The following is a 14,316-nucleotide window of genomic DNA, read 5'->3' on the forward strand; positions in this document are numbered from 1 at the left end:
AACCAAAACCCAGATTACAGACTCAATCTGCCAATCTGATTGCAGCAGTATCACCCTTGACCCTCTTAGCCTTCACGGGAAGAATAAGAAGCTCAATGACAACACGACGAATGTAGTCTAAAGAAGTCAGAGATTAAGTCAAATCTCTTGTTGGTATCAAGCCAAACAACGACCTGCTACAAACAATGGTAAAGCCATCAAACCGTATGTGGTGTAAAATCTGTAACTCTAAGTCTATCTGAATTTAAAATCCGATAGATTGACACCCGAATCACTTTCAAACCAAACGAACGGATCAACTGTGACTCAAACGTTAACTCAATCCCTCGACCGCCAGAACATTCATCGAATTGTTCTCAATAATGGTATCGTACTATTAGTCAAAGAAAATCCGACCGCAGACATAATATCAACTCGCCTGTTTCTGAAAACCGGAACCTGTTGGGAAACGCGCACTCAAGCGGGACTGTCTCATCTATTAGCCGCAACCCTAACAAAAGGAACCGAAAACCTCTCCTCTTTAGAAATAGCAGAAAAAGTTGAATCGGTCGGTGCCCGTCTAAGTGCTGATGCGTCAACAGACTATTTTTTGCTCAGTCTGAAAACCGTTTCCGCCGATTTTGAGGAGATCTTAACACTCGCCAGTCAACTGTTGACTTCCCCAACATTTCCCCCCGAAGAAGTCGAGTTAGAACGACGAATTACCATTCAAGGAATACGATCTCAGCAAGAACAACCCTTTTCTGTCGCCTTCGATCAACTGCGTCGGATCATGTATGGGGATCATCCCTACGCTTTTTCGAGTTTAGGCACCGAAGAAACCATTTCTCAAGTCAGCCGTGAAGATCTAGAAGCCTTTCACCAAACCTATTTTCGCCCCGATCGCCTAATTATTTCAATAGCCGGCAATATTACCGTAGACCAAGCAACAGTATTAGTCAATCAGGTGTTTGGAAATTGGGAAACCGATCCCACACCCGTCCCGCCCTTGGTTTTACCCACTTTAAGCTTAAATCCTCAGACGGGGGTGATTCCCCAAGAAACTCAACAGTCTGTAATCATGTTAGGGTATCTCACCTGTTCGGTCAACAGTCCCGATTATCCCGTTTTAAAACTGATTAACACCTATTTGGGAAATGGCCTGTCGAGTCGTTTATTTGTAGAATTGCGAGAAAAACGGGGGTTAGCCTACGATGTATCCGCATTTTATCCCACTCGTTTGGATATATCCCAGTTTGTGACTTATATCGGAACTGCGCCAGAAAATACGGCGATCGCGATCGACGGTTTACGATCCGAAGTCGAACGGTTGCAAAAAGTTCCCCTGACAGAAGCCGAATTACAAGTTGCCAAAAATAAACTCCTGGGTCAATATGCTCTCGGGAAACAAACCAACGGTCAACTCGCCCAAGTCTACGGCTGGTATGAAACCTTGGGGTTGGGAATTGAATTTGATAGCCAATTTCAAGCCGATGTCGCCGAGGTTACAGTTGAGGATATTTATACCGTTGCCAATCGTTATTTTACTCAACCCTATCTTTCTATGGTTGGGCCAAGCGCGTTTGTCGAAGTCTTCAACAAATAGCATTCGCTGTTAATCGCTTCTGTAGATCGAGTATTATCTATCTTGGTGTAGAGGAACAGTGCTGTGAAGTTAGCGCAGAGATCTATTGGGGTTGTCTTCAGTAGTTTGTTAGCCAGTGCTATCTCGGGGGAACTTCTCGCTCCAGTTTCCCCGGTCATGGCTCAAACTCCCGAACAAAAATTGGTTCAACTGAACCTGACTCGACCAACTCTGCAAACCGGAAGCGAAGGTGCAGAAGTGTTGGAGTTACAAGCCGCTCTCAAGTTACTCGGTTATTATACCGGAGAGGTTGATGGGGTTTATGCCGAAAGTACCGCCGAAGCCGTCTCTCAATTTCAACAGGCGGCAAATTTGCCCGTTACAGGGGTGACAAACGCCGCCACCTGGAATCGATTATTTCCCCCAGATGAGACATCTTCCCGGTCAACCTCGACCGCTAACGACTGTGTTTGTGCTTCTGCTGCAACCCCCACCTCTGAGAAAACCTCAACTACAGAAGCCAGTTTTCCCGTGTTGCGGTTGGGAATGCGAGGAGAAGCCGTTGTCGGACTGCAAGAACGTTTGCGGGCCAAGGGGTTTCTCCGAGGTCAAGCCGATGGCGTTTTTGGTCCCCAAACCCAGGCCGCTGTCAAAGCCGCTCAGGAACAATTTAACCTCAAACCCGATGGCGTCGTCGGTTCTCAAACTTGGATCTTGATATTGCGTTGAGTAAGGGAAGGGGAAAGGGGAAAGGGGAAAGGGGGAAGGGGAAAGGGGAAAGGGGAAAGGGGAAAGGCAACCATGCAAGAGGTAATAGGTAATTCTTTCCTCCTGAACACAGCAACTCCCGACTCCTGTCTCCTGTCTCCTGACTCCCATCTCCCTATTGTCTCAGGATGTTAAGCTATGTCAACTTTTTTAGATAGGGGTTTTGCTTGGCGAAAAGCTGTGCTAACTTATTAAGTTAATAGGACACATTGAAAGCAACAAAACGCTATTCAAAACCCGAAGATTAAAGTTGTGTCCCTCTGCTTTAATCAACTGCTGTACAACCCTTGGGTTGACCTCATTAAGCCTATATCTTGTTGACACTGTAGAGGGTAAATTACCCCCCCTGAAATCTCTATAAACTTAGTCGGTTAGACGGTGGAGTTTGGGGTCAGAGTCATAATCAAAGTCTGTATCGACTTAAAAAGAGGCGAGTTCACGAAGACGGTTGTAAGTTGTGTAAACCCTAGTTGTTTTTAAACAATTCTACCTGTATCTAACTTCCTTAAAATCTGCTTGAGTCAACTTAGTACAATGAAATTTAGGGTCTAGTAGCCTTCTACTAGACCTTAAATTTTGGCAATTTAGGGTGAAGGTTCAAATCAACTAAAATAGAGAAAAGGTATGATAGAAAAGCAAGGATTTAATTTGAGGATTTGATCATGGCAAAAGGTTCTTTTGCAACCATGCAAACCAAACCAACCGCTACACAGCTTACATTTTATTATGAAAATGGTCAAGCCGAAACCTTAAGCGTTCCCATCGCCGCAGACCAATTGGGACAACAACTGCAACAGATGTTAAATCAGCCCTGGTTAACCTTTAACCTCGCCGAACAAACCGTTATGATCTCCACTCAAAAAGTCGTTAAAGTCGAAATCAAACCCGCACTCACTCAACTGCAAGGAGAAGGCGTTTTTTCCAATAGTCAGCGGGTAACAGCCCTACAACGGGGCGCTGCGGGTCGTTTGGGAATTACTCCTTAGATTGTAGCGAGGGAGAAGCGTAAGATTGATCCCCGCGATCGCTTCTCAGAGAACTAAACGGTTCAAACCGGCTTATTGATTGACAGAAGGCGCCTGACAGCCGATGACAATTTCTCGGGTTTTGGGATAACGACGCAACAACCCAAAAAATACATCTCGATCAAAACTGCGGGGATCGGACCTTTCTCCAGAGCGATCGACGGCTTGATGAGTGGTAATTCGATCTTCAGATACGCCCGTTTGAGCCACTAACCAAGCCAAAGACTGATATTGTGCCATGGTGTAGCCACTGTGAGACGAGCCGCGACCCAAGCCATCGGGAGGGGTTTCTAAAGAAACATGATAAGCAAAATTATTCACTGAAGGGGGAAATTTGGAATCCGTTTTTACCGCTTCTCCCTGAAACACAGAATTTCCGGCGCCGTAGGCTCTCAAGTCCGGGGGAACAATATAAACCACATCGCCGTTGAGAGTAATCAAAGTGTGATAACTGGCCTGATCGTCTTCGTTGGTGTGATAGGTTTGGAAAAAATTAATCGTACTTTGAGCCGTCGCTGCGGTTTCGTGCAACACTACAATCGGAGCATTGCTGACCGGTTTGCCATTAACATCATAAAGATACCGTTGTCCGTAATTGGTCCGGTTGGCGATCGCTTGATATTCTCGGGGTGCGTTGGCCGAATTGGGTTGAGTATAGTTACCCGTTGCGGCTGAATTTTGCCAGTTCACCGGACGGCGAAATCGATATAAAGAAGCCGGAACTTCTACAACCGGACCCAATTCGGGATTTCCCGTCCGCCCCGCTTGGGGCTGAATTCCGCAGGTTTGCAGCAAACCAATATTTTGATTGGCTACTTCCATCGTCTGGGAAGGAAATTCTTGAGCGATCGCACGATGAGTTTGAGAAACGGTAATCGCGATCACTAGGGTTGCCAAACCCAAAAACAGCAGTAAAATAGGGGTTCGTTGGAGTTTCATAAAAAGTCGGAGCCGCCATCTGTTGAATTTTATTCAAGCATCAGTCTAGCCCAAACTCTATTACTTGTTAATCTCCAATCGGACAAACTTCCCCCCCCACCGGGAAAATCTCAAATCACAGAAGGGCAAAGATGGTGAAAACCACCAGAAAGAAAACCCAAATCCCGCCTCCGTCATTATCCTCTGGCTGATAGTCTTCTACGACGGTCTCAGAAAAATCTCGTTCAAAATCACAGCTTACACATTGATATAAATCACTGTGGCGTTGAATCAGGGTGTGTTTGCTGCATTTAGGACATTCCATCGGTTCACTGATCATGGCAATTGCTCCCTGGTTTTCCATCTCCCCGTTTTAGGGGGTTCATTGATATATACATCGAGCCTTTTTAGACCTATGCAGTTGCAAACGGCGATCCGATCTGAAATGTTTTCAACATTTTTACAGAATTGTTTGAGATTCTCAAGACACATTCTTTCATCGGGTTGGGGAGCGCACAACCTTTAGAATTGAGCTTGTCGGAAATTTAGATAGGTGCTAACGTGAAGGCGTGCGGCCCTTATACTGTGAACTCAGCGATCGCAACTCCCCAGGCAAAATGATTAATTGTTTTTAATTCTGTCGGGGTGATTCAAAAATCTATCTCTAGAATTAGGGATGATGACTGAATAACGGTTAAACTTTTAATGAGTTCTTCGCTTCTGGTAGAAAACCGTCAATACAGCGATCAGGAGAAGGGAGTCAGCCAAACCTGTAACTTTAAGGAAAAAACAATGCTCAAATCACTTCTGTTGAGAAGCCTCGCTACATCTTTTGTTCTTTTAAGTGTGGGTAGTTTTCCCGCGAACAGCCAAACTCTTACTTCGGTTCCTCAGACTGTTCTAGCACAAGCTGCTTCATCGGAAGTGACTCCAGAAGAATTAGCAAAATTTGCTGAAGCATTCAAGCAGTTACGGGCGATTGAGATGGAAGCAGAACAAAGAATGGCTCAAGCTGTTCAAGAGGAGGGCTTGACTCCTCAAAGATTTGTGGAGATCGGACAAAGCCAGCAAGGTGAAGCACCCGCCTCGGCTGCTGGAGTTTCGGCCGAAGAACAGCAGCAGTTTGAAAAAGCATTGGTTAAAGTTCGAGAAATTTTACAAAATACACAAGAGAGAAAATACCAAGCGGTACAAAGTCAAGGATTAGAAGTTGAAAGATTTCAAGAAATTATCGCCGCAGTTCAACAAAATCCCCAATTAAAACAACAAGTTCAACAAATGTTGCAAAACTGATAGAAACCGAACAGTTATCAAGTTCAATTTCGATTCGTCCCCGGATTGAACTGAACTTCACCCTATTAAAATAACAATAAAAATTCAAGTAGAAGGCAGTTTTGCTTTCTACTTTTTTTATGCGGATGTCCGATTTATTGATTATTAATGAATCAGTTTTATTTTGAAAATGGGTTGATTGGCAAGTTTAACCTAAAAATAACTAAAGCATAATTTTTATTTAATCCCATTGAAATAATGTATTTAATGTTTGATTTTTTATAGATTCTGATTCGTTCATCTGGGTGCAACGGTTAGTTGTTATCACAATTTCATCTTCTCAATTGAGCTTTGAAGTCCCAACAAAGTCACTTCAAACTCAGTAGAGTTTTTGCATTCAAAAAATAGTCCGCATCTACCTGGAAAGCGATCAAAATGTCTAATAGCGTTATCTTCATTCATCCCGATGGAACCAGTCCATCTCACTATGCTGCGGGTCGTTTTGTTCAAGAAGGGCCCGACGGCCGCCTCAACTGGGACGAAATGACCAACGCCGGGGTTTATCTCGGACACATGGAAGACCGACTCGTAGGAACCTCCAACGGCGGGGCGGTCGTTCATGCGATGGGGGTCAAACCCTTTGCCGGTTCTTACGGTTTAGACGAAAACGGCGATCCGATCGTTTCCCTCTCTGGCCTCAGCCCCGAACTTGGCGGCCCCGACCTGGGCGTTGAACCCGGAATGACGATCATGGAAGAAGCGATCGTGGCCGGGAAAGCCACCGCCGTGATCAACTCCGGCTTTATCGCCGAACCGGGAACGGGCGTCTTTTTGGCCGATGTGTTCAACCGGGGCGAAACCGAAGAAATCACCGCCGAAATCGTCGAATCCGGTGTTAACGTGATCATGGGCGGAGGCGAAACCGACTATCTCCCCGTCGGAACCGTCGGTTTCTTTGGCGAAGAGGGTACTCGCGAAGATGGTCGCAACTTAATCGAAGAAGCCGAAGACCTCGGTTACACCATCGTTTACACCCTCGAACAACTGCAAAGTTTGCCGGAAGATACCCAAAAAGTTCTGGGGATTTTTGCGGCCGAAGACACCTACAACGACACCACCGAAGAAGCCAACGTCGAGGCGGGTTTGGAAAACTACGGTCAACCCGGAAACGAAAACCCGCCCACCATCGCCCAGATGTTAGAAGCCACTCTGGGGCTAGATCTATTCTCCCCGGAAAACGAGAACGGCTTCTTTATCGTAATGGAAGAAGAAGCCACCGATAACTTCGCCAACAATAACAACGCTCGCGGCACCATCGAAGCGGTTTTACGGGCCGATGACGCCATTGGTGTGGCTCAAGACTACATCGAAAACGTCAAACCCAATACCCTGTTAATTACCGCAGCAGATAGCGACGGGGGCGGTTTAGAAGTCGCAGACCGTCGGGGCGAAACCGTTGGCACCGTTAGCGTTAACCCCACTTTACCCGATCGCTCCGATGCGGTTCAAGTTCCCTACGACGGTGCCAGCGGCCGCGATACCGAACCCTTTGTTTCCGCCCCCGACGCCAACGGTAACGAGTACACCTTCGGCGTCGGTTTTGCCGGAACCCCCGACTTTGCGGGAAGTATTGTTGCCAAAACCTTCGGTTACAATGCCGATCTGTTACCCAGTACAGTGGATAACACCGACATTTACCGGATCATGTACCAAACGCTGTTCGATGTGGAACTGCCCTCGCCCGTTCCCGCCGAAGCACCCAAACCCGCACCGGAACCGACAAAAGACACCGGAAACGTCATCTTTATCCACCCGGACGGGACCAGCCCCTCCCACTTTGCGGCGGCCCGTTTCGTGGAGGAAGGGCCGGATGGTCGCTTAAATTGGGATATGATGAGCAACGCCGGGGTTTATCTCGGACACATGGAAGACCAACTGGTGGGAACCTCCAACTCTGGGGCGGTAACGCACGCCACCGGAACCAAAGCACCCGCACCTTCCTTTGGGTTCGATGAAAACGGCGTTCCCGTAATTTCTCGTTCCGGGGAGCGGGGAATGACGATCATGGAAGAAGCGATCGAAGCCGGAAAAGCTACCGCTATTATTAATTCTGGTATTATCGCCGAACCGGGAACCGGGGCGTTTTTGGCCGATGTGATCAACCGAGGCGAAACCGAAGAAATCACCGCCGAAATTTTAGAATCTGGCGTTGATATTATTTTCGGGGGCGGTGAAATTGATTATCTGCCCGTTGGAACCTTCGGTCGCTTTGGCGAGGAGGGAAGACGCGAAGATGGTCGCAACCTGATCGAAGAAGCCGAGGAAATGGGGTACACGGTCATTTACACCCGCGAAGAACTGCAAAGTCTGCCAGAAGATACCGAAAAGGTTCTGGGGATTTTTGCGGCGACCGACACCTACAACGACACCACCGAAGAAGCGAATTTTGCCGAAGGTTTGGAAAACTACGGCCAACCCGGAAACGAAAATCCGCCCACTATTGCCGAAATGTTAGAAGCTGCATTGCCGATCTTATCTAAAGATCCCGATGGCTTCTTTGTGGTGATGGAAGAAGAAGGTACCGATAACTTCCCCAACAATAATAACGCTCGCGGCTTTGTGGAAGCGATGCAACGGGCCGATGATGCGATCGGCGTGGCGATGGACTTCGTTGACAACCAAGACCCCAACACCTTAATTATTACCGCAGCAGATAGCGATGCGGGCGGTTTGGAAGTTGATGATGTCAGTGGGGAAACGGTTGGTACTGTTGGTGTGAACCCGACAGAAGCGGATCGTTCCGATGCCATTGAAGTTCCCCTCGATGGGGCGGAAGGACGCGACAGCGAACCGTTTATTTCTGCACCCGACGCCAGTGGCGATCAGTTTCCCTTTGGTATTGCTTATGTGGGAACGCCGGACTTTGCGGGTAGTATTGTTTCCAAAACCTACGGTCTCAATGCCGATTTATTGCCGAGTACGGTTGATAATACCGAAATTTACGAGATCATGTACCGGACGCTGTTTGGTGATGTTCTCCCCAATTTGATTGATGGTACGCCCGCCGATGAAACGTTGGTCGGAGACGGCGCCAACGACCTGATCCGGGCGGATATCGGTAACGATGTGGCCGCAGGCGGTTTGGGCGATGATATCATCTACGGCGAAGAAGGCGATGATACTCTCCGAGGTGACGACAATAGCCGTTCTCCGGGTGGTACCGTTGGCGGTGATGATACCCTTTATGGCGGTTTGGGCGATGACCAAATTGGCGGTAAAGCCGGGAATGACCAACTATTTGGCGATGAAGGTAACGATCGCATCTGGGGCGATGATGGGGATGACCTGATCGATGGCGGTTTGGGTAATGATACCTTGACCGGGGATGATTTCTCGGGCGGTCAGGGTTCTGATACCTTTGTTTTGGCCGTTGGTGAAGGGGTTGATACGATTGTTGATTTTGAAGTCGGAGTTGATTTGTTAGGGTTAAAAGGCGATCTCAGTGCCGATCAACTCTCGATTTCTCAAGTCGGAAGTGATACCGAAGTTAGCTTGGGTAGCGAGATTTTAGCGATTTTAATGGATGTGGATGCGGCTGATTTGATGGCTGCTGATCCTTTCTAGTTTAAAAACCCGGTTTCGAGAAAGTTACCGGGTTTTTTGGTAAGAAACGGGGGTTTTCTGCTACTCACTAACAAGAGGAGTTGCTAAATATTCACAACCTATATTCTGCACAATCTGGGGAGGAACTGAAGGAAAAATTCGGTTTCTTCCCAGTTTTTTGGCTCGATATAAAGCAGTATCGGCGACTTCAATCAGTTCGGCGGTTGTCTTTTCAACGCCGGGAATTAAACTCGTCACTCCTAAACTTAATGTTACCAATTGACTGACTTGAGATTGAGCGTGAGGAATACCCAGTTGATGAATTTTTTCTTGAATTTCTTCGGCTACTTTAATGGCTCCGGCTAGGTTTGTATTGGGTAAAATAATTACAAATTCTTCTCCTCCGTAACGGGCGATTAAATCGGCGGGACGTTTGACTGCAAGCTGCATCGCTCGGGCGACTTTAATTAAACAATCATCTCCGGCTGGATGTCCGTAATGATCGTTATATCGTTTAAAATAATCGACATCACATAAAATTAATGATAAAGGTTGTTGTTCTCGCGTCAGTCGTTTCCATTCTTGTTCTAAGTAGTTTTGAAAATAACGACGGTTGGCGACTTGGGTGAGACTGTCTAAGGTGGCTAAACGTTCTAATTCGAGGTTGGCTTTTCTTAGGGCTTCTTCCATTTGTTTCCGTTCGGTAATATCTCGCCCTTCCGGAATTAATAATATTATTTCTCCTTGATTATTCCGAATTGGACGAATAGAAAAATCAATCGTTGCAATTGTATTTTTTCCTAAGACATCGACTTCATAGTGGATAAATTCTCCTTGGGCGGCTTTGGTAATGGCTTCTTTGAGTTGTTGTTGGGTTTGGGGTGAAATCTTCCACCAAGGGGCTTCCCAGAAGGGTTTATTAACAATATCTTCCAGGTTTATTCCTCCAAAATCAAGGGCGGTTTGGTTGGCTTCCAATAAGGTTCCATCCGGTTTAATTAAGCCTATAAACTGAAACACTTGATTAAAAATGGCTCTAAATTTTTCTTCACTTTGACGTAAAGCTTCTGTCCGTTCGGCAACTTTTGCTTCTAAAATTCGATTATAATCTGCTAAGATTTGTTCAACTTGTTGACGTTCGGTAATATCAAAAGAAGCACCGATAATCCCCAAACAGTTTCCTTGTTCGTCAGAAAAAGCATTACCCAAAGCTTCAAAAAATCGACCGTTCACCTCCACTTGAGCGTGATAAGAACTACCTGTCGTTAAGGTTTCATGGATTCCTCTAATAATACTGGGGAAGTCAGCATAAATTTCGTAAGCTGATTTTCCCACAACATCCCCGGCTTGTAAACCCAATCCTTCTAAACCTTTCCCTTCTGATAATGTAAAAATACCGTTGTTGTCTGTCGCCCACAAAATTACCGGAACATTATTAACTACCATTCGTAAATAAGCTTCTCGTTCTTTTAAGGTTTCTTCTGCTTTTTTACGGCTGCTAATATCGATAATAAATCCATCCCAAATTACATCACCATTTGGTTGTTTTTCGGGGATTGAAAAGCCTTCCATCCATCGAATTTCACCGTCGGGTTTAGTAATGCGATATTCCTGAGACCAAGGCTGTAAGGTTTGGCAGGAAATCAGCGTAGAAAAGCGGAGTTTTTCTACATCTTCTGCTACAATAATATTCCAAGAATTTGCAGAATCTTCTAAGATAATTTCTGGCTCAATTCCGTATACTTCTTTAATTCTCGGACTCACATAGATAAATTCATCTTTCCCATCGGGATGCAAAACATATCGATAAATGACACCCGGAATATTCTCGGCTAACCGCCTATATTTGGCTTCGCTTTGTTGTAAAGCGAGTTCCGTTTCTTTCGTCCCCGTAATGTCTGTTATCGTTCCCACATAACCAATTACATTACCATTAATATCGGTTTCGGCGACGGCTTGTCCGTAGACCCAAATAATACTACCATCGGGACGCAAAAAACGATATTCACACTTAAAAGGAACACCGTTTAATGCGAAAGCATACCACTTTTTTTGCACGTCCTCAACGTCATCGGGATGTAAAGTTTTTGTCCATCCTTCTCCCATTGACTCCTCTTGAGATAAGCCGATCATCTCAAAACTGATATCATTACCGTACAAACATTTACCTTGAGTATCTGTTCTAAAAATTCCCACTGGAGCGGCTTTTGCTAGGGTTGCAAACCGATGTTGACTTTCCCAAAGTGCGTTTTCGGCTTTTAACCGTTCCGCTTCTATGCGTTTGTGTTCGGTAATATCTTCAAAGGTTACAACCGCACAAATTACTTTTCCTTGTTCGTCTAAAATCGGAGTTGCTTCTACTTCTAAACAAATGACTTTTGTTTGAATCCGAATTTCTAAATCTTTTGCTTTAATCCTTTTACCCTTTAATGCTTGTACGATGGGTAGTTCTTGATAAGGATAGCGTTCTTCCGTTCCTAAGCGATAAATAGGGTAAGTTTTTAACAGTTCTTTAAGGGAGATGCGGGTGTTCGCTTCTTGTTCAAGCAATGCTCGTCCTTTTTGATTCAAATAGGTGTGACCACTTTCTCGATGAATCACCGCTACTCCAATGGGTAATATCTCTAGAATTTGACTGAGTTGTTCTTCACCAAGAGCAATCGCTGGATTAATATTTTTCATATTCAATACGCTCGATTCGTTGGGTTAACCTTATCTTTTTAAAGTCCGTTCATTTTATATTTTATACTCAAAATTTGTCGTTAGTTAAAAATAATATGTTTTGACGAAATCCGAACTTTTTAATTAATTGATTGATTCGGCGTTCGGCTTTGATTAACTAAACTTTTCAATGGGATTGGCGAGTGCTTTTCGGTAGAAGTCTTCTAAACCTTTAATGCTGTTTTTATCTTCATATAATACCGATTTATTTTCCTTAATTTTGTTAACAATTTCTGAACGAAAAACCGGATCTAATCCCAATTTAACGGCTATTTTGATATAGTCGATTTCATTCTGTGCTATTGTTTCTGTTACTCCGATAAATTTTAGAATTCCCACCGTTTGACGACTTCGCATAAATTCGCCTTCGCAGGTAACAATAGGAAGATTACAGCCTAGACTATCGAGGGTTGTTAAAAATCCTGTAAATTGAATCGTATCTAAGCCAATATCAGCGATTAAGTTCAATTGTAAGTAATTCGACTTTTCCTGTCTGGGTAAAATTATACAGTAGTCTTGGCTGTTTAGACCCCCTTTTGCAAAAGCCCGTTTTAATCGTTGTCTAAACTTTTCAGTAATTGCTGAGTTCCAGTGAGACACAAACACAAATTGAGCGTGAGGAACTTGTTTGGCAATTTCTACAAAAATTCTATCATATTGAGGCAAATATTTAAACACAGACTGACAAGATAGATAAATGACCCGATTGTTTTTTAATCCAAAATCTGAAGGTTGTTTTTCTAACTTTTGACTCTGGTATTTGTCTAAATAAACGCCTAAATTCGGTAAACGAACTAATGTTTCTGAATAATGATTTTGTGCGGTTTTCGGTTCCAGTACCTCTGGAGAGATAAAATAATCAATTGTCGGTAAACCTGTTGTAACCGGATGTCCCCAAGCTGCACATTGAATAGAAGCCAGACGTAAACTCGCAATTTGTGTGGTTAGCGGACACATTCCCAAATCCAAAAAGACTAAAATATCCTGTTTATCCGCATAAATTTTCTGAACACTCTCAACAAATTCACCATTTAATCTATAAAAATCATCGCCATAAAAACGATATAAACTTGTTACATCATCTTCCTCATTTCCGGTATAATAACAAGTCACTTCAAAGGCTTGACGGTTGTACTGCTTCAACCATCCCAAGAAGACAATACCCACAGTATGCCATTGAAAAAAAGACGAAACGTAGCCAATTTTTATTTTATCATTTGGCTGAACAAAGCGGAAATTTATCGGTTTAACCCATTGCGGAAAGCTTGTCGCCATAATTTTATGAACGAATTCTCCGTACTGTTTTTGTAGTTGTAAATCGTCGCAGCCTTGATAAGCCAAGTAAAAATTCGTATGATTTGAAATCGCTTTAAATAAACTCGCTGATGTTTCAGGTAAACTTAAATCAGTTTTCGCAATTAATTGAATTAATAACTCAGAAAACCTCTGACGATATTGTTCAATTTCCGAAGAATTATTATATAAAATCGGAAGTAAGCGTTGGTGGGCGAATTTTAAAGAAAAATCATTGGGAAACAGTTTTAAAGCATTCTCAACTAAATCAATCGCTGCTGCTGTCTCTCCGATTTCTTGTAAAGTATTTATCCAAGCTAAATAAACCTTTATCAAACCGTCTGTTGAGTCTGGTATTTGTTCAACTATCTGTTCAACCGCTTGCTGATAAATACTAACTGCTTGCGAATATTGTTCAATTTTTTGATAACAGTCAGCTAACTTTAAATAAACCTCAACATCTTGATTTTCAATTTTAAGATAATCTTGGTAAAATTGAATCGCTTTTGGATATTCCCCCCGATAATAGGTTGAATTTCCTAAATAAAATGCAGCCAGAGATGTATTTTTTATCGCTATAAACGCCATCCCCAACTGTTCCAAGATAAACGGATTTTCTGGTTCAAATTCTAAGCCCGCTTTGTAAGTTGCAATCGCCGCTTCAATTTCACATTTACCCATCAACAAATTACCCAAATCTACATAAAAACTCGGGTTATTTGAATCAAGATCAATTGCTTTTTTATAGTAAAATTCCGCCCGTTTAATCTCACCAACTTCTAGAAAAACTTCCGCCAATTTATGATAAGTATCAGCCCAATCGGGAGCCATAAAAATAGCTACCTCATAAGCTGAAATAGCTGCGTTGAAATCTTCTGTCGCCGTTAATCCTAACCCCAAATAATAATATTGAATCGCTTGTGATGAATCCAGTTCTAAAGCCGAATAAAAGGCATCGAGGGCTTCCAAATAACGTTCTTGAGAAAAATAAACCATCCCCAACTCTCGCCAAGCATCAGCGTGGGTATTTTCTAAGGCTAAAATCTGCTGATATTTTTCCTCAGCCTCAGACAAATATCCCGCATCATACAACGCTACAGCCTCAGTGTAGAGACGATCCAACATTCAGCTTCCGAGAATAAGTTATAAATA

9 protein-coding genes are annotated in these 14,316 nt (G+C 43.9%); 5 read left to right on the forward strand and 4 right to left on the reverse strand.

The features are described 5' to 3' along the window. Window positions 1-301: 301 nt before the first annotated feature. The 3 genes from ACL6C3_RS04690 (at window position 302) to ACL6C3_RS04700 (ending at window position 3,318) form a co-directional block, all read left to right on the forward strand. The gene (locus ACL6C3_RS04690; protein ID WP_413165774.1) at window positions 302-1,585 is read left to right on the forward strand and encodes a M16 family metallopeptidase; all 1,284 of its coding nucleotides are present in this window, start codon (window positions 302-304) and stop codon (window positions 1,583-1,585) included. Between the two features lie 63 nt (window positions 1,586-1,648). After that, on the forward strand, window positions 1,649-2,293 hold the full coding sequence (locus ACL6C3_RS04695; protein ID WP_413165776.1) for a peptidoglycan-binding domain-containing protein: 645 nt from the start codon (window positions 1,649-1,651) through the stop codon (window positions 2,291-2,293). Window positions 2,294-2,994: 701 nt separating this feature from the next. Continuing rightward, window positions 2,995-3,318 (forward strand): hypothetical protein, encoded by a 324-nt coding sequence (locus tag ACL6C3_RS04700; RefSeq protein WP_413165777.1) that lies wholly within the window; start codon window positions 2,995-2,997, stop codon window positions 3,316-3,318. 72 nt (window positions 3,319-3,390) lie between these two features. Here the strand turns inward: ACL6C3_RS04700 and ACL6C3_RS04705 are convergent, their stop codons facing one another. Both ACL6C3_RS04705 and ACL6C3_RS04710 read right to left on the reverse strand, forming a co-directional pair. Further along, window positions 3,391-4,296 (reverse strand): peptidoglycan recognition family protein, encoded by a 906-nt coding sequence (locus ACL6C3_RS04705; RefSeq protein WP_413165779.1) that lies wholly within the window; start codon window positions 4,294-4,296, stop codon window positions 3,391-3,393. A 115-nt stretch (window positions 4,297-4,411) separates the two neighbouring features. Then, on the reverse strand, window positions 4,412-4,615 hold the full coding sequence (locus tag ACL6C3_RS04710; RefSeq protein ID WP_413165781.1) for a hypothetical protein: 204 nt from the start codon (window positions 4,613-4,615) through the stop codon (window positions 4,412-4,414). Between the two features lie 365 nt (window positions 4,616-4,980). Between ACL6C3_RS04710 and ACL6C3_RS04715 the strand changes: the two genes are divergently transcribed. After that, entirely contained in the window at window positions 4,981-5,568 is a 588-nt protein-coding gene (locus ACL6C3_RS04715; RefSeq protein WP_413165783.1) for a DUF4168 domain-containing protein, read from the forward strand. 414 nt (window positions 5,569-5,982) lie between these two features. Then, window positions 5,983-9,171, forward strand: a complete 3,189-nt coding sequence (locus ACL6C3_RS04720; protein ID WP_413165785.1) for an alkaline phosphatase — start codon at window positions 5,983-5,985, stop codon at window positions 9,169-9,171. Between the two features lie 60 nt (window positions 9,172-9,231). On the opposite strand, the gene ACL6C3_RS04725 is transcribed toward ACL6C3_RS04720, so the two are convergent. Continuing rightward, a complete protein-coding gene (locus ACL6C3_RS04725) occupies window positions 9,232-11,832 on the reverse strand; it encodes a PAS domain S-box protein (protein ID WP_413165787.1) in 2,601 nt (866 codons plus the stop codon). 153 nt (window positions 11,833-11,985) lie between these two features. Next, window positions 11,986-14,289 (reverse strand): tetratricopeptide repeat protein, encoded by a 2,304-nt coding sequence (locus tag ACL6C3_RS04730; RefSeq protein WP_413165789.1) that lies wholly within the window; start codon window positions 14,287-14,289, stop codon window positions 11,986-11,988. Between the last annotated feature and the right edge of the window lie 27 nt (window positions 14,290-14,316).

This window comes from Capilliphycus salinus ALCB114379, assembly GCF_047276495.1.
GTDB classification, from domain to species: domain Bacteria; phylum Cyanobacteriota; class Cyanobacteriia; order Cyanobacteriales; family Microcoleaceae; genus Capilliphycus; species Capilliphycus salinus.

Bases quoted from the DNA above. Each gene is read 5' to 3' on its own strand.
- ACL6C3_RS04705 (WP_413165779.1), bottom strand. From the start codon at position 4,296: ATGAAACTCCAACGAACCCCTATTTTACTGCTGTTTTTGGGTTTGGCA.
- ACL6C3_RS04715 (WP_413165783.1), top strand. From the start codon at position 4,981: ATGAGTTCTTCGCTTCTGGTAGAAAACCGTCAATACAGCGATCAGGAG.
- ACL6C3_RS04720 (WP_413165785.1), top strand. From the start codon at position 5,983: ATGTCTAATAGCGTTATCTTCATTCATCCCGATGGAACCAGTCCATCT.
- ACL6C3_RS04710 (WP_413165781.1), bottom strand. From the start codon at position 4,615: ATGATCAGTGAACCGATGGAATGTCCTAAATGCAGCAAACACACCCTG.
- ACL6C3_RS04730 (WP_413165789.1), bottom strand. From the start codon at position 14,289: ATGTTGGATCGTCTCTACACTGAGGCTGTAGCGTTGTATGATGCGGGA.
- ACL6C3_RS04725 (WP_413165787.1), bottom strand. From the start codon at position 11,832: ATGAAAAATATTAATCCAGCGATTGCTCTTGGTGAAGAACAACTCAGT.
- ACL6C3_RS04700 (WP_413165777.1), top strand. From the start codon at position 2,995: ATGGCAAAAGGTTCTTTTGCAACCATGCAAACCAAACCAACCGCTACA.